The 25,641-nt window shown below is 43.3% G+C and carries 21 protein-coding genes; 6 read left to right on the top strand and 15 right to left on the bottom strand.

Annotation, left to right across the window (positions count from 1 at the left end):
* Positions 1–110 precede the first annotated feature (110 nt).
* On the bottom strand, positions 111–947 hold the full coding sequence (locus SKC37_RS11265) for a dienelactone hydrolase family protein (protein WP_377981563.1): 837 nt from the start codon (positions 945–947) through the stop codon (positions 111–113).
* An 85-nt stretch (positions 948–1,032) separates the two neighbouring features.
* Here SKC37_RS11265 and SKC37_RS11260 point away from each other — a divergent pair, with 85 nt between their 5' ends.
* Complete coding sequence (locus tag SKC37_RS11260) at positions 1,033–4,401, top strand: ThuA domain-containing protein (protein WP_377981562.1); 3,369 nt, start codon at positions 1,033–1,035, stop codon at positions 4,399–4,401.
* 47 nt (positions 4,402–4,448) lie between these two features.
* On the opposite strand, the gene SKC37_RS11255 is transcribed toward SKC37_RS11260, so the two are convergent.
* Genes SKC37_RS11255 through glyA form a run of 3 tightly spaced genes read right to left on the bottom strand, consistent with a single transcriptional unit; the run spans position 4,449 to position 8,496 of the window.
* Positions 4,449–6,311 (bottom strand): ABC-F family ATP-binding cassette domain-containing protein, encoded by a 1,863-nt coding sequence (locus SKC37_RS11255; protein WP_377981561.1) that lies wholly within the window; start codon positions 6,309–6,311, stop codon positions 4,449–4,451.
* A 22-nt stretch (positions 6,312–6,333) separates the two neighbouring features.
* Positions 6,334–7,200 (bottom strand): twin-arginine translocase subunit TatC, encoded by an 867-nt coding sequence (tatC, locus tag SKC37_RS11250; RefSeq protein ID WP_377981560.1) that lies wholly within the window; start codon positions 7,198–7,200, stop codon positions 6,334–6,336.
* A 6-nt stretch (positions 7,201–7,206) separates the two neighbouring features.
* The gene (gene glyA / locus SKC37_RS11245; RefSeq protein ID WP_223131031.1) at positions 7,207–8,496 is read right to left on the bottom strand and encodes a serine hydroxymethyltransferase; all 1,290 of its coding nucleotides are present in this window, start codon (positions 8,494–8,496) and stop codon (positions 7,207–7,209) included.
* A gap of 150 nt (positions 8,497–8,646) precedes the next feature.
* On the opposite strand from glyA, the gene SKC37_RS11240 reads away from it, so the two are divergent.
* Together SKC37_RS11240 and SKC37_RS11235 are read left to right on the top strand one after the other, a co-directional pair.
* Positions 8,647–10,656 (top strand): protein-disulfide reductase DsbD family protein, encoded by a 2,010-nt coding sequence (locus SKC37_RS11240; protein ID WP_377981559.1) that lies wholly within the window; start codon positions 8,647–8,649, stop codon positions 10,654–10,656.
* Positions 10,656–11,102, top strand: a complete 447-nt coding sequence (locus SKC37_RS11235) for a hypothetical protein (RefSeq protein WP_377981558.1) — start codon at positions 10,656–10,658, stop codon at positions 11,100–11,102. Before SKC37_RS11240 ends, SKC37_RS11235 begins: the two co-directional genes overlap by 1 nt.
* 76 nt (positions 11,103–11,178) lie before the next feature.
* Here the strand turns inward: SKC37_RS11235 and SKC37_RS11230 are convergent, their stop codons facing one another.
* The 5 genes from SKC37_RS11230 to SKC37_RS11210 are packed head-to-tail and all read right to left on the bottom strand — an operon-like array spanning position 11,179 to position 16,457.
* On the bottom strand, positions 11,179–11,427 hold the full coding sequence (locus SKC37_RS11230) for a hypothetical protein (protein ID WP_377981557.1): 249 nt from the start codon (positions 11,425–11,427) through the stop codon (positions 11,179–11,181).
* Between the two features lie 51 nt (positions 11,428–11,478).
* Positions 11,479–13,182, bottom strand: a complete 1,704-nt coding sequence (locus tag SKC37_RS11225; protein WP_377981556.1) for a M3 family oligoendopeptidase — start codon at positions 13,180–13,182, stop codon at positions 11,479–11,481.
* A 1-nt stretch (position 13,183) separates the two neighbouring features.
* Positions 13,184–14,230, bottom strand: coding sequence for a 2Fe-2S iron-sulfur cluster-binding protein (locus SKC37_RS11220; protein WP_377981555.1), 1,047 nt, complete (start codon positions 14,228–14,230; stop codon positions 13,184–13,186).
* 1 nt (position 14,231) lies between these two features.
* A complete protein-coding gene (locus SKC37_RS11215) occupies positions 14,232–15,725 on the bottom strand; it encodes a glycoside hydrolase family 10-like protein (RefSeq protein WP_377981554.1) in 1,494 nt (497 codons plus the stop codon).
* A 30-nt stretch (positions 15,726–15,755) separates the two neighbouring features.
* The gene (locus tag SKC37_RS11210) at positions 15,756–16,457 is read right to left on the bottom strand and encodes a response regulator transcription factor (protein ID WP_377981553.1); all 702 of its coding nucleotides are present in this window, start codon (positions 16,455–16,457) and stop codon (positions 15,756–15,758) included.
* A gap of 66 nt (positions 16,458–16,523) precedes the next feature.
* On the opposite strand from SKC37_RS11210, the gene SKC37_RS11205 reads away from it, so the two are divergent.
* Entirely contained in the window at positions 16,524–17,600 is a 1,077-nt protein-coding gene (locus SKC37_RS11205; RefSeq protein ID WP_377981552.1) for an AI-2E family transporter, read from the top strand.
* On the opposite strand, the gene SKC37_RS11200 is transcribed toward SKC37_RS11205, so the two are convergent.
* The 3 genes from SKC37_RS11200 to SKC37_RS11190 are packed head-to-tail and all read right to left on the bottom strand — an operon-like array spanning position 17,578 to position 20,024.
* A complete protein-coding gene (locus SKC37_RS11200) occupies positions 17,578–18,315 on the bottom strand; it encodes a LytR/AlgR family response regulator transcription factor (protein WP_377981551.1) in 738 nt (245 codons plus the stop codon). The two genes, SKC37_RS11205 and SKC37_RS11200, sit on opposite strands and share 23 nt — an antisense overlap.
* Before the next feature lie 7 nt (positions 18,316–18,322).
* A complete protein-coding gene (locus tag SKC37_RS11195; RefSeq protein ID WP_377981550.1) occupies positions 18,323–19,369 on the bottom strand; it encodes a sensor histidine kinase in 1,047 nt (348 codons plus the stop codon).
* 1 nt (position 19,370) lies between these two features.
* On the bottom strand, positions 19,371–20,024 hold the full coding sequence (locus tag SKC37_RS11190) for a histidine phosphatase family protein (protein WP_377981549.1): 654 nt from the start codon (positions 20,022–20,024) through the stop codon (positions 19,371–19,373).
* 45 nt (positions 20,025–20,069) lie between these two features.
* On the opposite strand from SKC37_RS11190, the gene SKC37_RS11185 reads away from it, so the two are divergent.
* A complete protein-coding gene (locus SKC37_RS11185; RefSeq protein ID WP_377981548.1) occupies positions 20,070–20,492 on the top strand; it encodes a hotdog fold thioesterase in 423 nt (140 codons plus the stop codon).
* Positions 20,489–21,577: a chorismate-binding protein gene (locus tag SKC37_RS11180; RefSeq protein WP_377981547.1), complete on the top strand. Its 1,089-nt coding sequence runs from the start codon at positions 20,489–20,491 to the stop codon at positions 21,575–21,577. Before SKC37_RS11185 ends, SKC37_RS11180 begins: the two co-directional genes overlap by 4 nt.
* Here SKC37_RS11180 and SKC37_RS11175 read toward each other — a convergent pair.
* The 3 genes from SKC37_RS11175 to ccsA are packed head-to-tail and all read right to left on the bottom strand — an operon-like array spanning position 21,566 to position 25,641.
* Positions 21,566–22,885, bottom strand: coding sequence for a hemolysin family protein (locus SKC37_RS11175; protein ID WP_377981546.1), 1,320 nt, complete (start codon positions 22,883–22,885; stop codon positions 21,566–21,568). The genes SKC37_RS11180 and SKC37_RS11175 overlap by 12 nt on opposite strands.
* Positions 22,872–23,090: a hypothetical protein gene (locus SKC37_RS11170; protein ID WP_377981545.1), complete on the bottom strand. Its 219-nt coding sequence runs from the start codon at positions 23,088–23,090 to the stop codon at positions 22,872–22,874. The genes SKC37_RS11175 and SKC37_RS11170 overlap by 14 nt, the downstream gene beginning before the upstream one ends.
* Before the next feature lies 1 nt (position 23,091).
* The gene (gene ccsA, locus SKC37_RS11165; RefSeq protein ID WP_377981544.1) at positions 23,092–25,641 is read right to left on the bottom strand and encodes a cytochrome c biogenesis protein CcsA; all 2,550 of its coding nucleotides are present in this window, start codon (positions 25,639–25,641) and stop codon (positions 23,092–23,094) included.

The raw sequence follows: 25,641 nt of genomic DNA, 5'->3' as shown, positions 1-25,641 counted from the left end.
ATTTTTCTTAAATAAGGACCATTTTTTCTTGTAGGGTTTTGCCTGGTAGCGACGGCTTGCGCATGAGCTAGCTAACATGGAAACGAACAAGAGGAGTAGTAAATAGCGCATTATTTTAATCTAGCTTTGAAGTAATTGATCGCCATTCCCCAAGCCTCTTCAGTAGCGGCTTTATTATAAGCGGGGTTAGATGGATTGGCAAAGGCATGTTCAGCATCAAATATTTTCGTTTGAATTCCTTTTCCGGCCGTCTTCATATTCGCTTCAAATTCTTTTACCACGGTAGGGTTAATCCATTGTTCTTTACCCGCGAAAAGACCTAAAACATCTGTATTTAATAAACGCAATTGATCCACTTCTTTTACCGGCATTCCATAGTACATCACACAAGCTGTACCTTGTTTGCCCGCTATGATCGATGCTTTTAAGGATAACATTCCACCAAAACACCAGCCCACTGTCGCAATCTTCGCTTTCGGTCCAGCGAAAGCAATGGCACCTTTGATGATCGCTTCTAAGCGCGCTGGATTAGCACCGCCCATATATTTAGCCGCGTCTTCGCGGGTGGTAGCCACTTTTCCGTCATACATATCCACCGCTAAGACATTTACGTTGCCTAAAGTGCTGTAGAAATGTTCTGCTTCTCTTTTGATGTGGTCGTTTAATCCCCACCATTCTTGGAAAACAAGGAGGGTATATTCGGTCGGTTTCTCAGCGGGAATGTAGAAACCCTTGGCCATCTGGTCATCCGGAGTCTTGAATTCGACCATCACGCCACCTGCTTTACTCACATGGTGATAAGGTTTGGGCAGTGCGTGGGATTTGATGAATGTTTTATTAGATGCCAAAAGCTGCATTCCATCCTTCTTTACGAAGCAGCAAGAGACCTGAGAAAAGGCGAAAAACGAGGCAAAAATGAGTGCCAAGGTTGCGATAAATTTTTTCATAGCTTGATTTGAGAAATTTTTTCTTAAATGTAGCCGAAAATTTCTGTTTTGCCCTAACTTTGTCCCAAACCTATTTATTTTAAACATGAAAAATTCCTCGTTCGGAATCCTCCGAATCACCCTCATTTTTGCCTTATTGGTTTCTACGCTTTCTGTATTTGCACAGGCGGCTAATCCATTAGCAGGCAAGAAAATCTTAGTTTTCTCTTTGACAAAAGGCTTCCGCCATTCCTCGATTAAACCAGGTCAAGTTGCCTTGTTTAAGATGGCCAAAGAGAAAGGCTTTTCAGTCGATACAACAGAAAACGCAGCGAACTTCACAGAGAAAAATTTGAAACAATACCGCGTGGTGGTGTTCTTAAACACGACTTCTAACGTATTAAACGATGTGCAGCAAATCGCTTTTGAGCGCTACATTCAAGCTGGTGGCGCCTATTTAGGTATTCATGCGGCAACAGATACAGAATACGATTGGGCGTGGTATACAAAATTAGCCGGTGGCCAATTTGCTTCTCACCCTGGTCGTCCGAATGTACAAAAAGGAAAATTTACCGCAGTAGATCGCACACACATTTCGACGGCGCACATGCCTGAAACGTTTGATCGTACGGATGAATTTTATGACACAAAGAACTTTAACAAAGACGTTCACGTGTTAATTACCTTAGATGAGAAATCATATACAGACGGTAAAATGGGTGAATTCCACCCAATGGCTTGGTACCACGAATTCGACGGTGGCCGTGCATTTTATACGAACTGGGGACATACACATGAATCATTCGAAGAGCCGATTGTGGTGCAACACCTTTGGGGTGCCTTACAATGGTTAGCGTCAGGACGTCCTCAAGATTACACGAAGAAATTACGCTCAGAGTTACCTCCAGAGGAGAATCGTTTTAATAAAGTGGTCTTAGATCGCAATTTGGACGAACCTACGGAATTAGCGGTGACAGATGGCGGAAAAATATTTTTCGGAGAGCGTAAGGGTAAATTAAAAATGTATGATCCTAAAAAGGGAAAGACGAAAGTCGTTGCTGATTTGGACGTATTCTCTAAATTCGAATATGGTTTAATGGGTGTAAATATTGATCCAGATTACAATAAGAATCACTGGTTGTATTTGTTTTATTCTCCTCAAACAGGAAAAGCGGATACCGCGCAACACCTTTCTCGTTTTACCTATGATGATGTGAAAGATACGTTGATCATGAGTTCTGAAAAAGTACTTTTAAAGGTGCCAGTTAAGCGTGATGGATGTTGCCATACGGGTGGTTCAATCGCTTGGGACAAATCAGGTAACTTGTTCTTATCTACAGGCGATGACACGAATCCATTTGATTCTAACGGCTATGGTCCGATGGACAATCGCCCCGGTCGTGCGGGCTGGGATGCGCGTGCTACTTCTTCTAACACGAATGATTTAAGAGGAAAAATTTTACGTATTAAACCCACTCCAGAAGGAGGTTATACGATTCCAGAAGGTAATTTATTCCCAGCGGGTATCTACCACGCAAAACCAGAAATCTATGTGATGGGTAACCGTAATCCTTACCGTATTTCGGTGGATAAGCGCACAGGTTTCTTGTATTGGGGTGAAGTAGGACCAGATGCGGGTGAAGATTCGAAGAAATATGGCCCACGAGGACACGATGAAGTGAATCAAGCACGTCAGGCAGGTTATTTCGGTTGGCCATTATTTGTAGCGGATAACCGTCCCTACAACCAACGTGATTTTGCGAAGGATAGCACTTGGGCTACGTATAATCCCAAAGCGCCTATCAATAACTCTCCTCACAACACCGGATTCTCACACTTGCCAGCGGCTCAAAAAGCGTTCATCTACTATCCTTATGTAGATTCACCAGAATTTGGTCCAGTTATTTCCAAAGGTTCTCGTAACGCCATGGCTGGTCCAATTTATTACCGTGATGATTTTCCAGCTACATCGAAGACGAAATTCCCGGCTTATTATGACGGTAAATTCTTCGCATACGATTGGTCACGCGATATGATCTACACCGTTTCGATGAATGCGAAAGGTGATTTTGTTCAAATGGAACGCTTCTTGCCTAACACGACGTTCTCTCATCCGATGGATTTAGAGTTTGATAAAAACGGTACGATGTATGGTTTAGAATATGGTCCTAACTGGTTTGCCGCTAGTGAAGAAGCTGCGCTATATAAGATTGAATATAATGCGGGTAACAGAACACCTAAAGTGAAAGTGGCTGTAGATAAAGCGGTAGGTGCTTTACCTTTGAAAGCTAAATTCTCTTCGGAGGGAACGGTTGATTTTGATGGTGATGCCATTAAATATGCGTGGAATTTTGGTGATGGAGGAACAAGCTCTGCGGCTAATCCTACACACGTATTTGCAAAAGCAGGGGTGTACAATGTGAAATTGACAGTGAAAGATGCGGCCGGTAATTCAAATACGGAAGTGATCAAAATTACAGCCGGCAATGAAGTTCCAGCAGTAGATGTGACTATTGATGGTAATAAGTCATTCTATTGGAATGATAAGCCGGTAACTTATAAGGTTTCGGTTCAGGATAAAGAGGATGGAAGCTTAGCGAATAAGAAAATTGCAGAAGACGATGTGATTATGCAAATCGATTATTTAGAAGGATTTGACAAGACTGTGATCGCTCAAGGTCATCAAGCGAATACCTCATTCTCTACAGGTAAGCGTTTGATCGATTTATCTGATTGCAAGACATGTCATGCGATCGATAAGAAATCGGTAGGTCCATCTTACACAGATGTAAGCAAGAAATACCGTGCGAGCTCACAAAACATTGATGAATTATCGAAGAAGATCATTGCTGGTGGTGGTGGTGTTTGGGGAGAGAATGCGATGGCAGCTCACCCACAGGTTTCAGTAGCGGATGCACGTGAGATGGTGAAATACATCTTAGGTTTAGCAGACAAAAAGAAAGCATCTAAGCCAGTGGCTGGACAATATGTACCACAAGATAAAGGAAAGCCAGGAACGTTTATCTTCCGTGCTATGTACACAGACAAAGGAGCGGGTAAAATTGCGCCAGTAACGGGTTCTAAAGTCGTGACTTTACGCGATGCGAAGTTCCCAGCTGTCAGTGCTGATGCAACAGCTAAAACGATGAAGTTCAAAGTGGACGGAATCGGTGAAATCTTAGTGGCAACGGGTGCTGGTGGATATGCGCGTTACGATGCGATCGACTTAACGGGCATCAAGAACCTTTCGGTTATGGCTACCTATATGGCGGGTCAAACGGTAGGAGGTCAATTAGAACTTAGAACAGGTAGCGTTACAGGTCCATTATTGGGTTCTGTGGAAGTAAATGCTACGAAAGCATACAATTTCCCTCTGAATACTCCCGGCGTTCACGATATCTACTTGGTATTTGTGAATGACAAAGTGAAAGAGGGAGCGCTATATGCGTTGATGAATCTGAACTTCCAGAATTAATCAGGAAGTATTTAAACGGAAAAAGCCCCGAGCGATCGGGGCTTTTTTTATACTCTCTCTGATAACTCCAGCCACCTCAGCTCTTTCTCTTCCAGCTTATTCTTAATCTCCTCGATGGCTTTTGCCCAATCGGTTAACAATTGAAAGTCGTCTGAGCCTTGGTTGAGTTTTTCAACGAAAGAATCTTTTTCGATATCTAAATCCGCCATTTCTTTTTCAAGTTCCTCGAACTCCTTTTGTTCCTTGAAGCTAAGTTTAGGGCCTTTAGGCGCAACTGGGGCCGATGTCGACGGAGCTTTTACTGGACTTTGCTTCGCAGCAGGTTCATCCTCTTTGTTTTCTAAGGCGGTGCGGTAATCCGTGTAGTTTCCGTTAAAGAAGTTCACTTCACCTTCGCCCTCAACTAAGATCAATTGATCTACCAAGTTGTCCATGAAATAACGATCATGGGAAACTAAAAGTAGGCATCCTTGGAACTCGCTTAGGAAGTCTTCTAATAGTTGTAAGGTGTCTAAGTCCAAATCATTTGTCGGCTCATCCAGAATTAAGAAATTTGGATTTTTTACCAGCACACGCATTAATTGCAAACGCTTCTTCTCTCCACCAGAAAGCTTCTCCACAGGCGTATACTGTTGGGCGGTAGGGAAGAGGAATTTGCTCAAAAATTGACTTGGTGTCAGCGATTCGTTCTTACCATAGGGGATTACTTCTGCAATCTCGGTGATCGTATCGATGACACGTTGTTCTGGGCGAAAATCGAAAGGAATTTGGGTATAATAGCCTACGACTAATGTTTCGCCTGGATCGATGGTACCTGAATCCGGCTGTTCTAATCCGGTTAAGAGTTGTAAGAACGTAGTTTTGCCTGCGCCGTTCTTTCCTACGATGCCGATTCGGTCTTTCTTCTTAAAAGTGTATGTGAAATCGTTGATGATCTTTTTGTCTCCCCAGGCCTTTTTCAAGTGGTTGATTTCGATGATCTTATTGCCTAGGCGAGACATTTGGATGTTTAGTTCCAGTTTGCTGTCGTCTAGTTTTTTGTTTGCTTTTTCTTCTGTTTCATAGAAAGCATCGATGCGGGATTGGGACTTTGTTCCGCGCGCTTTGGGTTGCTTTCGCATCCACTCAAGCTCTTTTCGATAGAGGTTTTTTGCCTTAGAAATGCTGCTGGCATCAGATGCTTCACGCTCGGCTTTTTTCTCTAAGAAGTAGGCATAATTGCCCTCGTAAGTATAGATGGAGCCGTCGGCTAATTCCATCATCTTATTGCAGACTTTGTCAAGGAAATAGCGGTCGTGAGAGACGACTAATACGGTAACGTTAGGCCCTGACATAATTCCCTCTAACCATTCGATGGTTTCGATGTCCAAATGGTTAGTCGGTTCATCCAGAATCATGATATCTGGGCTTTCGATGAGTAGTTTAGCGAGGGAAAGACGCTTCTTTTGGCCCCCAGATAAGGTAGAAACTTTTTGATCGCCATCAGGAATACCTAAGCGGCTGATGATTTGTTTTGCACGCGCCTCGTAATCCCACGCATTATGGGCTTCCATTAAGGCAAAAGCATCCTCCAGTTCTTTAGAATCGCCGGAAAGCATGGCTTTCTCGTAGGATTTGATAGCTACAGCACTGGGTAAGTCATCTGAAAACAAATAATTAAGCACTTGTTCGTTTTCGGCAAAAATGGGATTCTGTGGTAGGTAGCCTACACGAATTCCTTTGCGGATCGAAATCTTTCCCTCATCTGGCGTTTGCATCCCCATGAGGGATTCCATCAAGGTGGTTTTTCCCGTGCCATTTTTCCCAATGAGGGCCACTTTTTCGCCTTTTTGTAGGCCAAAAAATAGTCCCTTAAACACCCATCTTTCGCCTAGGTTGCGTGATATATTCTCCGCCGATAAATAATTCATTCGTTTGTTGTTGAGAATCCGATTAAGAATTCGATTCCATCGCTTCTTCTCTCATTTTACGCTTCAAGACGCGGCCTGAAACGCCAATACTGATTTCATACAATCCAAGTAGTGGGAATGCCACTAAAAGTTGAGAAATCACATCTGGAGATGGAGTGATGATCGCCGCCACGATAAATATGACAATGATGGCATGTCTACGATATTCCCGCATGAATGTCGGGGTTAAAATGCCTACTTGTGAAAGCACAAAGGCGATCATGGGTAATTGAAAAGTGATCCCACAGGCCAAAGTTAACATCGATAATAACGAAATATAATCGTTGATATCAAATTGGTTTTGAATGGTCGGATCTAATTTGAAATTAGCTAAAAAGTTAATTGCCATGGGTGCCACGACATAATAACCAAAAGCAACCCCCGTAAAAAACAATAAAGAAACCCAAAAAACGGCCCCTCGGGCTGCTTTCAATTCCTTACTTTTCAAGCCGGGTTTAATGAAGCGCCATAATTCATGGAACATGTAGGGAAAGGCAAATAAAAGGCCTACGATAATAGACTGAGAAAGTGCCATCATGAATTGACCAGATACTTCTCTGCTTTGAAGAATAAACTCCGCCTTTTGCATGCACAAACTAGGCATGTTAACCAGGTCACCAACTTGGCACAAAATTTGGTTCGTAATAAAATCTGCTTTAGTTGGCCCTAAAATGACCGAACTGAAGATGAATTCACGGAAAAACCAGGCGCCTATTGCAAAGACAAAAAAGGAAGCAACAGATCGCAGAATGTGCCATCTTAATTCTTCTAGATGCCCCAGGAAGGACATTTCTGTGCCATCCGATACTTCATCATCTTCGAAATCATCAAAATCTTGATCTGTTGCCATAATTAATTAAAGGTATAAAGGGAATTGCTTCACCCACTCATTTACTTCTCCTTTGATTGACTTCAATACCGCCTCATTATCGTGGTTCATCAAAGCCTTGTCGACCATTTCCACGATTTGAGCCATATCCGTTTCTTTCAAACCACGTGTTGTCATCGCCGCCGTTCCCACACGCATACCTGAAGTAACGAATGGAGACTTGTCATCGAATGGAACCATGTTTTTGTTAATTGTAATATCGGCTTGAATCAACGTGTTCTCCGCTAATTTACCGCTTAATCCTTTCGGACGTAAGTCAATTAACATTAAGTGGTTATCAGTACCTCCTGAGATAATGTCGTAACCTTTTGCTAAAAATGCTTTCGCCATCGCTTGCGCATTCGACTGCACCTGCTTTGCATATGCCTCAAACGTAGGAGTTAATGCCTCGCCAAATGCAATCGCTTTTGCCGCAATCACGTGCTCTAATGGACCACCCTGCGTTCCTGGGAACACGGCGCCATCTAAACACGCAGACATCATTTTCAATTCTCCTTTTAAGGTTTTAAAGCCAAATGGATTCTCAAAATCATTCCCCATCATAATCAAACCACCACGTGGTCCACGAAGTGTTTTGTGCGTCGTAGTCGTGATAATGTGGCAATGTTGAACCGGGTTATTCAATAAACCCTTTGCGATTAACGCAGATGGGTGTGAAATGTCAGCTAATAAAATCGCCCCTACTTGGTCCGCGATGGCGCGAAGACGTGCATAATCCCAATCACGAGAATAAGCTGACGCTCCACAAATGATCAATCTTGGTTTTTCTTTTAATGCAGTTGCTTCTACTTTGTCCCAATCGATCAATCCTGTTTCTTTCTCTACACCGTAGAAGAACGCTTGGAAATACTTACCCGAGAAGTTCACTGGTGAACCGTGTGAAAGGTGACCACCATGAGACAAATCAAAACCTAAGATTTTATCACCTGGGTTTAAGAACGATAAGAATACCGCCGCATTCGCTTGCGCACCAGAGTGCGGTTGAACGTTTGCCCAAGTCGCGCCGAATAATTTCTTCGCACGCTCAATCGCTAACGTTTCCACTTCATCCACTACTTCACATCCCCCATAATAGCGCTTTCCTGGTAGTCCTTCTGCGTATTTGTTCGTTAAAACACTTCCCTGTGCTTCCATCACTTGTGGCGATGTGAAGTTTTCAGAGGCGATCAATTCAATGCCAAATTCTTGGCGATGTGCCTCCTGATTAATCAGGTCAAAAATTTCTTTGTCTCGTTGTGTAGGGAAAGTGGATGCCATAAAAATGAATGGGTGCTGGATTACAATTTGAAAGGTCAAAATTACGTTTTTTTCTCCGAATTGAAAAACGAAAAGAGCCTATAATAAGACAAATATCACGCACGTTTCTGCGCTTTTTTCTTAATTTTGGTTTTGCATTTTGAGACAAACATGAAATTAAAATATATCGCCTTTCTTTTGCTGGCATTCTTAGCCATCCCGGCTCTTGCCCAAAAGATTACTCCCGCTAAATGGTCATGGTCCATTAAGCCTCTAAACCCGAAAGTAGGGGAGCAAGCTGAGGTCATTTTTAAAGTCGCAATTGAGAAAGATTGGTATCTGTATTCGTCTGATTTTGACAAGGATTTAGGGCCTACAGTGACTACCGTCACTTTTAAATCAGGGATAGGCTATCAAACAGTGGGTGGTTTGAAAGCGATCAACCCACACTCGAAAAACGATACGGAGATTTGGAATGGTACCTATACCTATTTCACAGAGCAAGCCGAATTTCGTCAAAAAATCAAAATTACCGCCTCAGATTACCTGATTGAGGGTTCTTACGATTCTCAATCTTGCTCTAATGTTTCAGGCCTTTGTGTTCCTATCAAAGGCACATTTAGTTTGAAAGGAAAGGCGGAGATGGAAGTTACGGCTGACTCAGCCGCTGCTCCTGTTGTGCAGCCATCAGCTCCTCTAGATTCTGTAGTTGCAAAACCTACCGTAGTGGCCGCATCAACTGAAGCGTCGGAAGTTCCCGAAGACGATTCCCTTTTCGGCTTTTTCTGGATCGCCTTAGGTGCCGGATTCCTGGCTTTATTGACGCCATGTGTCTACCCGTTGATCCCGATGACCGTAAGTTTCTTCACGAAGCAAAAGGGCGGAAAAGGATTAGCTTTCTTATACGGTGGATTTATCGTGTTGATTTATGTGTTTTTCGGAACACTATTAGCCTTCTTTGCTGGGGCCAGTTTTGCGAACTTCTTGAGCACGCACTGGATTCCGAATATGCTTTTCTTTACGATATTCATTCTTTTCGGGATCTCGTTCTTAGGGGCGTTTGAAATTGTGTTGCCATCAAATTTGGTGAACACCGTGGATGCGAAGTCGGACAAAGGCGGATTCATTGGCGTGTTTTTCATGGCTTTTACCCTCGTGTTGGTTTCGTTCTCTTGCACAGGACCACTCGCCGGATCCATTTTAATTGCGGCTTCTCAAGGTGTATTCTTGAAACCGATTGTCGGTATGTTAGGCTTCTCCTTAGCTTTCGCCATTCCATTTACGTTGTTCGCGATATTCCCTGGATTCATGCAAAAATTGCCTAAATCGGGTAATTGGATGAATGAGGTAAAAGTGGTGTTAGGCTTCTTAGAAATTGCGCTTGCGTTTAAATTCTTGAGTGTGGCGGATCAGGTTTACCATTGGCACTTATTGGATCGCGAGATCTTCTTAGCGATTTGGATTGCGATCTTTACGGCTTTGACCTTGTATTTATTCGGTAAGATTTCCTTACCACACGATGGTCCTGCGAAGAATCTGTCGGTACCACGTACTTTGTTTGCTACGACTGTTTTAGCCTTTGTTATTTACTTAGTTCCAGGGATGTTCGGCGCGCCATTGAAAGGGCTTTCAGGCTGGTTGCCACCGATGAATTCACAAGATTTTAAGGGTTCGCAAGCCGTTGAGCCTGCCGCACAAACAAATAATGCTTTATACAGCGATTTCTTAGAGTTGCCATTAGGCCTAGACGGGTATTTTGATTTCGAACAGGCGAAAGCCGCTGCGTTACAAGCAAACAAACCTTTGTTTATCGACTTTACTGGCCATGGTTGTGTGAATTGCCGGAAGATGGAGGAATATGTGTGGTCGGATCCGGCAGTGTTGCGGCGGTTAAAGAACGATTACGTAGTGGTTGCACTTTATTGTGACGACAAGACAGAATTGCCGGCAGATAAGTGGTATACCTCGAAAGTGGATGGTCAGGAGAAGAAAACTTTAGGGGACCAAAACCTGGACTTCCAAATCGACCGATTCAACTCGAATGCGCAACCGCATTATGTTTTGCTTGACCCGCGTAAAGATGATAAGCCGATGGTTCAACCGGTAGCTTTCGATGCGAATGTTGATCACTTTGTTAGATTCTTAGACAAAGGGAAATCCATCTTTCAATCTGCGAAATAATGTCTTGGGCAGCCTATTCTGGTGTAATGATCGCCACGGGATTGAAGTTCATCGCTGGACCCATTACGGGTTTTAGCCTAGGGTTAGCATGGTACGAAACTGTACTTTTCACTTGGCTTGGTGCAATGATTATGGTAACCATTATCATCACATCTGGAAAAGCAATTTTAGGATTAGTCTCTAAATACAGGACCTCGAAACCCAAGTTGTTTTCTAAGCGTGTTCGTTATGCTGTGGATATTTGGCGACGTTTTGGAATCAAGGGTATCGCAGCACTTATGCCCTTGATTTTCACACCCATTGGAGGTAGTTTGTTAGCCCTATCGTTTAAAGTGCCTACCCCGCGCATCCTATTCTTTATGGGAATCTCCTCTCTATTTTGGTCGCTGATCTATGTAGCCGGAATTTACCAGTTGACTTTTTTAAGGGATATGCTGGTGCATTAATCTTAGTAGGACCACTATTCAACCCACAAAAAAAGCCGGATAAACCGGCTTCTTTTATATCTATGTTTACAAGGAATTAGTTTCCTTGATTAATCGCTTTTCCTTTGAATAATTTTTCACGGATGGCATTCGCTTTCACTTCTAGTTCTGGCTTCGCATCATACTTTAATTTTGATTGAGCAGCTGCGCTGTCTGGGTGAACACCGTACACATACTCATCGCCTTTGCGCACGTCTTTTTGTTTGATTGTGTTGTTTTTTTGGTAATCACAAGAAGTCGCTACCGCTAAAATGGCTACTAAAGAAAGTAAATTCGTTAATTTCATAAGGCTGTGTCAATAATTATTTGCAAAAATAAGGAATAGGTCATCGTTCGCCTAACTTTCCTCAATTTTTTTAATTTGATCTGCTAAAAAGTTCATTAATTCCTGGATATACGGCTTGCTGAAATTGAATTCGATGCCGGCTGTAGCATAAATCGTTTTCATCGGCTGCGTGTAACCTAACGAAAGTGCCGCGATGTATTGCTCGAGGGCTTTTTTCGGATTTTGGCAATAATTACGCCAAACCGCCAACGCCCCTAATTGCGCAATCGCATACTCAATATAGTAGAAAGGCACTTCGAATAGGTGCAATTGTTTTTGCCAGATATTCGACCGCACCTCCGCTAATCCCGTCCAATCCGTCACCGTATCCGAGAATTTCGAAACGATCTCATTCCACTTCTCTTCGCGTTGTGCTACTGTATGGGATGGATTTTCATACACCCAATGCTGGAAAGCATCGATTGTCGCCACCCAGGGAAGTGTTTCTAAGATGTCTTCCAAGTGTTTAATTTTGGCACGTTTCGCCTCTTCGGGATTCGTGAAATAATGTCCCCACAGGTCCATCGTCATCAATTCCATACTCATCGAAGCTAGCTCAGCCACCTCAGATGGAAAATTACGGAAGGAATTTAAGGCTAGGTCTTTGGTCAAAATACTGTGAACCGCATGCCCACCTTCGTGTAACAAAGTCACCACATCTCGTACTGTTCCCGCCGCGTTCATAAAGATGAACGGATAGCCCGTCTCCTCTAATGGATAATTATAGCCGCCTGGATTCTTCCCCTTGCGCGAGTCTAAATCGAAACGATCAAGCGTCACCATTTCCTTTAGGCAGTTACCTAAGAACGGATCCATCTCGTCGAAAACGCTGATCGTCTTTTTCAATAATTCCTCTCCCGTTTCGAATGGTTTCAAAGGTCCACGACCTAATGGATCCACCGCCTTATCAAAAGGTTTCAACGCATCCAAGCCCATCTCCTCTTTGCGCTTCTCCGCCGCCTCGTTTAATAAAGGAACAACGGTTTCAGCCACTGCCTCGTGGAATTCAAAACATTCCGCCGGACCATAATCAAAACGGCCTAAGCTCGCAAAAGCATAATCTCGGTAGTTTTCAAAACCCGCATTCAAAGCTACTTGGTGTCGCTTCTCGATTAACGAGGTATACAAATCGTTTAACTCATTTTTGATCGTCAAACGCTTTTGAACCATCGTTTGGTACACTTCTTCGCGTTCCACGCGATCCGTGGACTCCAAAAGAGCCCCCGCCTGTTGCAAGGTTTTTTCCTCTCCTTTTATCGTAACCATCAAGGCGCCAGTTAAAGCCCCATAATTGGTTTCTAGATTTTGTAATTCTGTGAACAAGGGAATATTTTCTTCGCGGAAGATTTCGATGGCCTTTTTCAGGCCGCGCAACATCACCGGGAATCCCGTTTCTGTTAGCTCGTTCACGAATGGACTTTCGATCACTTTTTTGTTCCAAGCATCATCAAAAACAGAGGCGTTGGGCATGATTTCGTTCACAAACTGCGCGTAGCTCGTTTGCAAAGCCTCGTTTTGGTTATCGCAAGACATTTTGATGTAGCGCCAAGCGAAGTTTTCCGATAGATAGGATTCTAATTCGGAGCGGTTCGTGCAAAAAGCGCGTAAATCAGTAATGCTAGAAATCTGAGTGGCGCTCAATTTCTCAAAATAGGGCAATACCGATTCCCACGTACTTAATTGAAAATCTGCCGGTAAAAATATTCTCTGTTTCATATTAATCTAAGTCAATCACTACGCCAGCGCTCAATGGATGCGCCACGCAAGTTAATATATAGCCCTTAGCGATTTCGCCTGGGGTCAAACCGTCTTCCTCGTCCATTCCCACTTTCCCGCTTTGGCAAAGACCCATACAAGCCGTACACATGCCTGCTTGGCAAGAATAGGGAATGTCTAAGTCGGCCTCCAAAGCCGCCTCTAAAATCGTTTCACTCGGCTGAACGGTAATTTTATGTTCCTTTCCTTCGTAAATCAAGGTTACTTCCTGCGTTTGCAACGAGCCATCCTCTTCAGCCTGCTCCATTGCTTCACTAGCGACCACCCCAAAAGACTCCTGGTGAATTTGACCCGCCGGGACATCAAACATCGCTAAAGACGATTGTACCTCCGTCATCATTCCTTGAGGTCCGCACAAATAATAATGCGCAGACGCGATGTCAAGACCTAATTCCTGCTTCAAATAATAGACAATCGAAGCCTGATTAATTCGACCTTTCAAACCTGGCCAATTCGCTGCCGGTTGAGAGATGACATGTAATACTTTGAAACGATTTGAATGCAAAGATTCCAAAGAGTCCAACACCTTTTTGAAGATAATCTGATCCTCGTGACGAGAACCGTAAATCAAGTGGATCTTGGACAAAGGTTCGCCGTGTAAGATCGTTTTAATCATCGATAATAAAGGCGTGATCCCTGAACCCGCGCCCACGAAGACGTAGTTTTTCGCAGCTTCATGACTGGCTTCCAGGGTAAAATTCCCCATGGGTTCCAATACCTCTAGGCTATCGCCTTCTTTCAAGGTGTCGCAGAGAAAGTTTGACACTAAGCCTCCCTCGATACGTTTTACCGTGATAGCTGGGGACATATCGGTCTTCGAGGATGAAGATAAACTATAACTTCTGCGGACTTTTTTGCCCTCGATTTCAGGAATGACGGTTAAGAATTGACCTGATAAGTAATGTAAGGCATCGTGTATCGGTTGCCAAAAATGGATCGTCTTCGTGTCGATCGTTTCGTCCGTGATTTCTTTAATTTTTAAATGCATATTAATCGTTATTAACGGGCTTAACCCATTGAATGGCACTAGGTCGACTCTCATTGTGGAGTCGATCAAAAGCCGTAACCGTAAACCCATAACCCGGTTTTAGGTCATCTTGTTCTAAATTTACTTCATTTGCTTTTCCCTTGTATATGATATTCCTAGGGTCTTCAAGTTGTTTTTTGTCTTGTTTTCCGATACGGTAAACCACATAATAAGCCACAGGGTCTCCATCATCTGATTTTTCACCCGCTTGCCATTGCAACTTTTTGTTCGTCAAAAACACCTGCGCTGGAGTATGTGGCGGGATGCTATCTAGCCAAGGTGTGGTGGGTAATAAAGCGGTGTGGGCAAAATAGTTTGTGCGCAAAGTATCTCGAAAGGCCTTCGTGTTTTTTGTCAATGAAGTCGAGCTGTAAAAAATCAGACCTTGACCATTTTTCATACTGCGGCTAATTTCTACCTGCTTTTTCATCTCCTTGTTCGTCCAAACATCCCCTAGATGGTAGGACGCCATCCCAAAATACACCGGTTTCCCATAGGAGTGCGCGTTCCACCAATCCGCTAAAGGCTTAAAAGGCGCCACGCGATGTGCTGTGTCCCAATATAATTGAGGTGCGATATAATCTAGCCAACCCTGCTTTAACCAGTGATCCGTATCTGCGTATAAATCGTCATATGATTGCAAACCCCGCGTGGTGGGTGACCCATTCACTGGATCGGATGTTTTATGTCGCCAAATTCCAAAGGGGCTAATTCCAAACTTGACTTTCGGATTCGTCTTGCGAATCGTCTCGGATATTTCTTGAATTAATGCACTCGTATTTCTACGTCTCCAGTCTGCTTTCGATTCCCCCGCCAAGCGGTATTTCTGGAAAGTATCGTCATCGGTTAATTTTGATTTAGGATCTGGATAAGGATAGAAATAATCGTCAAAGTGGATGCCATCCACATCATAGTTTTGGATAATATTGCGCACTAAACCTGCAATGTAATGGCGAACAGCTGGAATTCCAAAATCAAAAAGCAATTGCCCATTATAGCTCAAAAGCCATTCCGGATGCTTTCTAGCTACGTGTTCTGAACTCAATAGGGAACGAGACGACATAGAGGCGCGATTCAGGTTTAACCACGCGTGAAACTCCATCCCTCTGGCATGGGTCTGGTCGATCATGAACTCTAAAGGATCATAATAGGGACTAGGTGCCACCCCTTGTTTTCCAGAAAGGTAGGTCGTCCAGGGTTCTGCACTTTTTGCATAAAGTGCGTCAGAGGCGGTTCGTACTTGGACGAAAAGGGCATTGATTCCTGTTTTTTGATGGGAATTCAACAGGTCGATAAATTCGGATTTTTGTTTTGCGCCGTTGTAATTGTGCGGACTAGGCCAGTCAATGTTTTGTACAGTCGCTACCCAAACTCCCCTTAACTCACGTTTAGGTCCTTGAGCTCGTAAGCTGCTGAAAAGTAGGCTGAAAAATAGGAGGAAAAGTAGGCGCATCATTCGGGATGCAATTTACCTAAAAATGGGCAATTAGGCTTTGTCGATTGAAAATAAATAGCCTACTCCCTTTAACGTTTTGATGTAATATTCTGGAATTTTCTCGCGCAATTTACGGATATGAACATCCACGGTGCGTTCAACTACAAATACATCCGATCCCCAAACTTTCTCTAATAACTCATCACGGTTGAAAACCTTGTTCGGATTTTTCGCTAAGAAAGAGAGTAATTCAAATTCCTTTTTAGGTAAAATCAAGGCTCTTCCTTGGAATGTCGCCGCGTATTGTACCCGGTCAATGACTAAATCCCCAATAGAAATAACATCGTTTTTCGATTCAGGAACCGCCACTTCGCGCGTTAGTAAGGCATTAATTCGGCTGATTAAGGCACGTAATTTGATGGGCTTCACTACATAATCTGTAGCTCCGCTTTCAAAAGCAGCAATCTCCGTATACTCTTCTCCGCGTGCCGTTAGGAACAGGATAAGGGTATTTTTGAATTCAGGATTTGATTTTATTTGGCGGGCTGCTTCGATTCCATCCATTTCTGGCATCATCACATCCATGATGATTAAGTGAGGCTGGAACGATTTCGCGGTAGCGATGGCTTCTTTTCCATTCGTAGCTTTTGCTAAAAGAAAGTTTTCTTTTAGTAAATTGTATTCCAATAACTCCAATATGTCTGCATCATCATCTACGAGTAGAATTTTGTATGCGGGTGAAGCTGTTGCCATAGTTTTGAACGGATTACGACACAAATATAGAAAGTTGTATGTTATGGAATTGTTAATTTATTAGATATGTCAAACAACACCGCTTACTCCTCTAAATTATCAAGTGCCCTCTTATCGATGGCCTTGATTATAACTGCAGCCTATTTACTTCAGGACCTGTTGATTTTGCTTTCTTTTGCACTCGTCTTATCGCTGTTGCTATTGCCAGCGAGTAACTTCATGGAAGCCAAAGGCTTTCCGCGTTCTTTGGCTATCAGCATCGCTATTTTACTCTCTTTTGCGTTGATATCTGCTTTATTAATCATCGCAGTCACCCAAATAACGGAATTCTCCTCTGAACTTCCACTCTTTACCCAAAAAGCCGAAAAGTGGATCTCTAGTTTTCAATCCTTTATTTCAGCGAATTTCAATATCTCCCGCCGGAAGCAAATGGTGGAATTTAGTAATGAGTTGATGTCCCTTGTGAAAAATTCAGGGGTTATCATTAGTACGACTTTTTCTACGGCTCTTCATGCCATTTCTGCCTTGATTTTAGTTCCCGTTTTTACCTTTTTCTTCTTATTCTACCGGGATTTCTTCGCTAGCTTTTTGCAGAAAATTTTTCCTAAAACAGAGGGAGAGGTGTTAACCAAAGTAATGGAAAAAACAGGTTCTGTGGTGCAAGGCTATTTGGTAGGTTTACTGGTGGTGATGTTAATCGTAGGGATATTGAATTCTATAGGATTTTGGTGGATAGGGGTGGAATACCCCGTGTTTTTCGGATTCTTAACCGGAATACTTTTATTGATTCCGTATATCGGCATCTGGATGGGAGCGATTTTGCCCATTCTATTGAGCCTAGTGACTTTAAGCCCGTCTCACGCTTTGGCGGTGGTGGCATGGGTTGCTGCTGCGCAATTTATCGAAGCTAATTTTATTACTCCGCTCGTGGTAGGCTCGAAAGTGAGTATGAACCCGATGGTGGCGATGCTGGCCTTGTTGTGTGGGGAATTACTGTGGGGAATCCCGGGTTTGATTTTGGCGTTGCCACTGACAGCGGTGATGAAAGTTATTTTCGATTCTATCCCTAGTTTAGAGCCCTATGGATTTTTATTAGGAGAGGCCCCTTCTCGAACGAAAGTTACAGAGACAGAAGCTCCTTAAAGCGGATGGATTGACGGCGAGAAATTTCGATTTTCTCCGCTTTATCCCCCTTTAAGGTCACTTGCAAACCGCCTGAAAACCAAGGTTCGATCTTATCGATGAAGTTCAGGTTTACGATGTGCTTACGGTTGCAACGGAAGAATAATTTCGGATCTAATCGTTCCTCTAAGGAATTAAGGGATTTTAAGACAAGGGGTTTTTGGTCGTCAAAAAACAAACGAACATAATTTCCCATCGATTCGCACAAGCGCACGCGATCCAAGCGTACAAACCAACATTTCTCCCCATCTTTTACGAATATCTGATCATTGCCGCCTAATACGTGATTCGATGTGACTGATTTTTCTGTGGAGGCAGGACGCTGAAAACGAGATTCTAATTTTTGAATGCTTTCACTTAAACGGGCTAATTCAATTGGCTTCAATAAATAGTCCAACGCATTTACCTCGAATGCTTTTAATGCATATTCATCGAAAGCTGTCGTAAAGATGATTTCAGGCAAAAAGCCGTCCCATTCTTCTAGCCATTCAAAACCCGTTTTACCGGGCATTTGAATGTCTAAAAAGACCACATCGGGTTGTAATTCTTCGATGAGTTGACTAGCCTCCACCGTATTAGCCGCTTCTCCTACCACCTCGATAGAGGGAAAGTTTTCTAATAAACGTTTCAGTTCATTTCTGGCAAGGCGTTCGTCGTCAACGATGATGGCTCTCATAGGGGAATTAGGCTATTGTTTCAGCAAGGTACGGAATCGTCACGGAAGCTAGGACGTGATTTTTGTCCAAAGGTTTTAAGTCAATATGAGCGGTCTCCCCAAACAATAAAGTGAGTCTGTTTTGCGAGTTAATCAAACCAATGCCGGTAGATTCGCCTCGGGATTTTAAATGACCGGGGTTGATTACTTGTAATTGAATTTGATCGCCTAGTAGCTCTCCCTTGATTTCAATCAAGCCTTCTTTTGAAGAATGAGCAATCCCATGCTTAATTGCATTCTCCACCAAGGTTTGTACCAGCATCGGTGGAATTTGGGCTTGCTGTATTTCTTTAGCAACGTCTATTTTCCACATCAGGCGCTCTTCGTAGCGGATCTTTTCGAGGTTCAGGTAGTCGATGATCGTGTCTAATTCTTCCGCAATCGAGATCGTCTTTTTACGCTCGGTAAGCAGGGAGCTTCGGAGCAGTTTGGAGAGTTGGTTGATCCCTTTTTTGGCCTTAGCTGGATCTTCTGTAATCAGCGCACGAATGCTATTGAGGGCATTGAATACGAAATGGGGGTTCATCTGTGCGCGCAAAACTTTGCCCTCCGTTTCCTGAATCGCTCGTTCGAGTTGATTGTTTTCCCGTTCCATCACGAGTTGCTTTTTCGAATATTGGAAGAAGAAATAGATCAACATCCAAATCGCCAACGGCTTCATAAAATTGAAGAGGTATTGGGTGATGATGAAAGGGCTAATTTGGACTTCAAAATTCTCCCCTAATAAGTATTGGTCGATGGGTAAATTCAATGCAACTAAGCAACTCGCCATCACACAAAGGGCGATGAAATGATTGCGCAACATCGCAAAAAGAGGCAAGTCTTGCCAGGCAAAATGCTTCGCGATACGTTTGTATTGGTGGGTGAGTAAAATGGCTAACGAGATGTTGGCCATGGACGCATATAGCCAGGCCCAATGCCAGCCATATTGATTTGTGTACAACACCGCCTCATTGAGAATCCAAGCGATCCAACCGCCGCATTGAAATACCCAATACATACGTTCTCGTAACATATTACATGGATTCAGGTAAGTTCGCTAAATGAATAGCACAATTTCCTTTCACCAGCCTGAATTCCTGCGCTGCATAATCGTATTGCAGGTGGTAGAGGCACAAGTTTTGGTGTGCGTAATTGTCCATCTGGTGGAGGGGGGCATTGAATAAATGGGTGAGTAAAACCCGCATCGCACGACCGTGCATCGCAATCAAAATAGCTTTCTCTTCTGGTCTAGATAAGAAAAGGTCGACAACGGGTTTTTGGCGTTCTAAAACTTCGACAGGACTTTCTCCCTCTTCAGATTGTACGTGGACATTTCCCTCGCGCCAAGTCTTAGTTAAGTTTTTATAGTATAAATCGTCTGCTGTATTGGGCGATTTCCCCTCCTTATTTCCCCAGGAAATTTCGTTTAATCCGACGTGTTGCTCCCAAGGTAAACCTTTTTCGATAAACCCTTTCACAGATTGATGCGTTCTTTTCAGCGCCGAAGTGTAGATTTTATCAATCGGGAGATCTTGGTAATGCGCAAAAAAAGCGGCAGCCTGTTTTTGGCCTAATTCATTTAAATCTGCATCAATCCCACTGCCTTGCACGACCCCCTTGCGATTGTATTCCGTTTCGCCGTGGCGAATCAGGTAAATATCTTTCACTAAATCAGCCCGAGCTTGCATATTAATCGTATTTTATTCCGAATTTTAGCCAAAATTACGAAATATATGTTTAATACTTCCATCTCCATAGACACATTGAATTCGATGTCACAGGGGAATATGATCGCGCATTTGGGTATTGAGTTTACAGAAATTCAGCCTGGATTTATTAAGGCCAAAATGCCGGTCGATCACCGAACAAAACAGCCATTAGGTTTGTTACATGGAGGAGCGTCTGTTGTCCTAGCGGAGACACTTGGAAGCGTGGCGGTGGTTTTGGCCGTTAAGGATCCTAAGGCAGAAACAGGGGTAGGTGTGGAGATTAATGCGAATCATTTGAAGTCTGCTAAAGGGGGATATGTGATCGGGACTTGTATCCCGTTGCGCATTGGTCGTAAGATTCATGTATATGAGATCAAGATCCACGACGAGGAAGAAAATTTGATTTGCGCGAGCCGGTTAACGGTGGCGATTATACCAATAAAATGAAACAAGGGGTAGCTTGGGAGGAGGGAATTGCAAAAGGGGCTGCTGTAGCGGCCTGGAGATTGCCGCATAGCGCGGAGGCCTTTCTTTTGCAAGATTTTTCAGGAGGTACGCTATTAAAAGAGGGTTGGAATCTAAGCGATTTAGCCGCTGGTTTTTTAGCGGCCCCTTTCATCGGTTTACCCTATTTTTTGCAAGCTGACTCCTTGACTACTTTTTCCCTAGGGAATGCTGGGCCAAAAGCGTTAGCTGAATCTTCCGTAGAAAACAGTTCAAAGAAATCTGAATTCATGGGTTGGGTGGCGGCGGCCATTCAAACAATCAAACAAGGCCCATTGCAAAAAGTAGTTTTGTCCAGAACGGATGAGCAAGTTTTGCCAGCTGATTTTAAGGTGATGACTGCCTTGGAAGAATTAGGGGCAGCCTATCCGAGTGCCTTTATTTGTGCACTTTCAATTCCAGCTTTATCGGGGATTTGGATGTGTGCGACCCCGGAAATATTAGTCGAACAAAATGCGGAGGGTATTTTTCGCACGATTTCATTAGCAGGTACTCAATCCGGAGTAGACGGGGACGGGTTTGCCATTTCGCCTTCACAAGCGCGTTGGTCCCAAAAAGAGATCGAGGAACAGGCCTTTGTTAGTCGCTATATCATTGATTGCTTTAAGAAGATTCGCTTAAGAGAATATGCAGAAATAGGTCCTAAGACGATTTCCACCGGAAATTTACTGCACTTGAAAACTGAATACTTAGTGGATACAAAGGCGATGGATTTTCCGCAATTGCCTGGTTTAATGCTGGGTTTATTGCACCCAACCTCTGCCGTATGCGGTACGCCTAAACAGGAGGCCGTCGAATTTATTTTAGCGACAGAGAAACACGATCGCTTGCTGTATTCGGGCTATTTAGGTCCGGTGAACCTCTCGAATACCACCCATCTTTTTGTGAATTTGCGCACAGTGGAAATCAAAGGGAATCAAGCTACATTCTATGCCGGATGTGGTATCACAGAAGATTCGGATCCTGCAAAAGAGTGGCAGGAAACACAGATGAAATGCCAAACCTTGCAGCGGATTTTAATGCAATAATTCCGATGAGGGAGCCGGAGTGATTTTTCCAGTAATCATCACTTTGACCGTATCTATTCTAGCATCGGTCGTCGTTAAGATTTGGAATTGGAAAGGCGCTAACGTAATCAACTCATTTTCTTGTGGAATATCTTCATACAAGCTGATTAACATTCCGCCCAACGTTTCGTAATCACCCTCTGGCAAATTCCATTCGTATTTTTCATTCAAATAGTCAATCTCATGACGTCCTGAAAGCACGAAAGTCGTCTCATCAATTTGCTTTTCAACCCAGTCCTCCGAATCATCGTATTCATCCTGAATCTCCCCAAAAATCTGTTCCATCACATCTTCCATACTCACTAATCCGCTCGTCGAACCGAATTCATCCACCACTAAAGCCAGCGACTTTCTTTCTTTAGAGAACTTGATCATTAAATCATTCGCCGGCATCGCTTCTGGGACGATGGGAATGCTGGTTAAGATGGATTGTAAGTCTTTGGGTTTTTTAAAAAGGGCCAAAGAATGGCAATAGCCTAACACTTCTTCTAAGGTTTCTTTGAATACTAACACTTTCGAGTGACCACTTGTCAGGAATACTTCTTTCAACTTCTCAATTCCATCCTCTACATCAATCGCTGTAATCTCCGTTCTCGGGATCATACAATCCCGCACTTTCACCTGCTTAAACTCGAGGGCATTGTGGAATATTTTGTGGTCCACTTCGGCTTCTTGCTCGGTGGAAACTTTGCGGTTCAGATTTTGGAGGTAATGATTAAGATCTGTCAAACCAAAAGCCGGTTTTTCTTCTGAATAATTCAGTCGCATTACCTTGGTAATAAACCATTTGGAAAGTCCCACTGTTACCCAAACCAACGGAAACATCAAGGTGTATATCACCCAAATGGGAATCGCTAAAAATTCTAGAATGGCATCTGGATTAATCAAAAAGACACTTTTAGGGGTAAATTCCGATGTCATCAAAATGAGAATCGTTGCCACGATTGTCGCAATTAGACGTGCCAAAATCTCATTAATCGACAAGAAATGTATGACCACATGGTGCAAAAACTCTTCCATAAAAATACCATAAGCCACAAGGGACAAAGTATTTCCGATGAGCATCGTTCCGATAAAACGGGAGGGATGTTGGTTGAAATTGGCGATGATTTTAGCGCTTAAAATATCCTGCTTCGCCTTCAGTTCGAAGTATAATTTGTTCGAAGATACAAAAGCCATTTCAACCCCAGAGAAGAACGCAGAAAACACCATCGAAGCGATGATGCCGATGATTTGGTAATTTTCTAATGCGACTTTATTTCCTTCCATCTTTCTCTTTCTTGATACGTTCGTTTTTAGCCATTTGGTAGTAGAATAAACAGCCTACGCCAAACATTAGAAAAGGATAATGGGCCAAAATGTTCCCCCAAAAACCTATTTTTTCTTTGTTCGGAAGTGGGGTATTTAAATCGATAATCCAAATAAGGATAAAACCGATGGCAGCAGATAAACTTAAGATTTCTTTCTTTCCCATATTAAGCCGCAGTGGTGGGTTTTAATCGGCGATACGTCGCGATAAATAAACCGATAAAAATTAAGATGGATCCGATCCACACTAAATTAATGTAGGGTTTCTCCAAGGCTTTCACCACAATTAATTCTTGCTGGGTAGTATTCCAAGCAAAACCAAACTCTTGGGCTTGTGGGTTGATGCCTGTGAATTTAATCTTAATTCCAGTCTCTTCACTTTCAAAGGCTGGCATTGCTACCATTCCCCCTTTAATCACAAAGATAGGGCTTAGGGTAAATTGTTGTGAGTTTTTGCCTAATACTTGGAAGTTCGCTTGAACTGCCGCGTCATTTGCGCCTAGTTCTACCCCATCTACATTGGTTACCCGTGCCACATCTTTTAGGATGGCCACGAAGTCATTGATGAAAAGCGTGTCACCCGTAGTAACGGTTTGGGCTTCTGTCTGAGACCATTGTTTTTCAGAACCAGCCTCTGCTGCTAAACGCGGATCAAGGGAAACGTAAGTGTAAATATCGTGGTTCCATGCGTGTTTCACGTCTGGAGAAATCGCCGTTCCCATTTTCGGGTTGACTTGCCATCTCGGGAATAGCGAAACCGCTTTTCCCTCCTCGTTTTTAAACTCTAATTCGTAATAGGTATTCTCCGGTTCCACCGTTACGGTATCCCCTTTAGTGGCGATTTTTACGCCATCACGTTCGATGTTTTTCAAAGCAATGGCATGGAAATCACCCTCAATAATTTCAAAATCGTTCTTATTGAAGTAGCCTTTGTGTCCGCGCACCTCGATCCGGCGTCCTTTGTAGGTTACTAAGTAGTCCTGCATTTGGGCTCCTTGACCTAACCAAAGCGGTAAGTTCTCTTTGTTCTCCTTATTGTTATCCTTTGTGAACTCTTCCACTTTCGTGCTGATGGCAAAACCAGAGCGGTTCAAAGAAACCACTTTGGAATAACCCGCGGAGAATAAAATACCGATTAACATAATCGCCAATCCTACGTGTGCCAGGGCTCCACCTACTAAGGAGAATTTCTCGCGAATCAGGAACCACAAGATTTTGAAGTTCGCCAAAACCGCGAACAAACTACTCCACAACAACGCGATGTACGATAGCGTGTAAATCTTACCGATATTGATAAATACCACGCTCAATAAAGTCGCTGCTAAAGCGGGACTTACAAGAGGTTTAAAAGTCGTGCTTTGTTTGATTTTCCCCCACCAAACATATTGTCCGATGCCACTTAAGATGGCCACCGCTAAGAAAATCCAGATTTGGATCTTGCTGTAGTGTTCCGCTTGATCTGCCGGTAAGGCAATATTTGAAAGAACCCCAAAAGCCTCAGCGATCTTATTATAAACAGGAATCGAAGTGGTGAACGTTAATTGGAAAGCAGACAATCCTAAAACGGCTGCACCCACAAAAACCCAAAACTCGCGGTTATACGTCCCTAATTCTTTTTGGTCCTTAGGCAAATCCTTCCAACGGTAGATCGACATCCCGATCGCCACTAAAAGGAAGGTTCCCATATACAACAAGAGCTGCCCAGAAAGACCTAAGTCCGTAAAGGAGTGTACCGAAGCATTTCCTAGGATTCCAGAACGATTCAAGAATGTCGAATATAAGACTAAAATGAAAGCCGAAATCACTAAAATGATCGACGTCTTCAAGGCGGAACTAGAGGTCTTGTGCGCAATCATCGTGTGGATAGCACCTAATAAAACTAGCCAAGGCACGAAGGACGCATTCTCTACCGGATCCCAGTTCCAATACCCCCCAAAGTTCAAGGTCTCATAAGCCCAATAAGCCCCCATCATAATACCAATCCCTAAAACTCCCGCACCAAAAAGAGCCCAAGGCAAAGCTGGCATCACCCATTCTGTCAATTTCTTCTTCCACAAACCCGCGATCAAATACGCGAACGGAACTAGTGTCAAGGCAAAACCTAAGAACAAGGTAGGCGGGTGAATCACCATCCAATAGTTTTGAAGTAAAGGATTCAATCCGCGGCCATCTTTAGGAATAAAATTAGGCTGCATGCTCCAAACCGGTAGATCAGGTTGTGCCTCACGCAACAATAAGAACGGAGACGAACCCACTTTCAAATCAATCCAAGGGATTATAACCCCTAAAATCATCGAAGTCAAAAACGTCTGAACCAGCGCAAAAACCGTCATCACAGGAGACTCCCATTTCGGGTTTTTGATCATTAACAAAAGCCCTAAAACCGCTTGCCAAAAAATCCACAGCAAAAACGACCCCTCTTGTCCCTCCCAATAACAGGAGATCATGAACATGGTAGGCAATTGCAAGGAGGAGTGCGTAAAGGCGTAATGGTATTCGAAATAATGGTTGTAAATGATCACGAAAAGACTCGCCGCCACCACGATCACCGAGATAAAATGCAGCCCGAATAAAACACGTGCCGTGATCTTCCAATCATTCTCAATCTCATTAGCGGACTGCGTCGATTTGAAATACGCAAAAGTCGCTAACAGCGCCGTTACGAAGGAAATAATAACAAATAAATGTCCGACCGAACCGATGGTTTCGTGTATCAT

It is taken from the genome of Aquirufa esocilacus (genome assembly GCF_042715595.1).
Classification (GTDB): domain Bacteria; phylum Bacteroidota; class Bacteroidia; order Cytophagales; family Spirosomataceae; genus Aquirufa; species Aquirufa esocilacus.
Note: the sequence above shows the minus strand (reverse complement) of the source record. Positions and strands in the feature narration are given on the sequence as shown.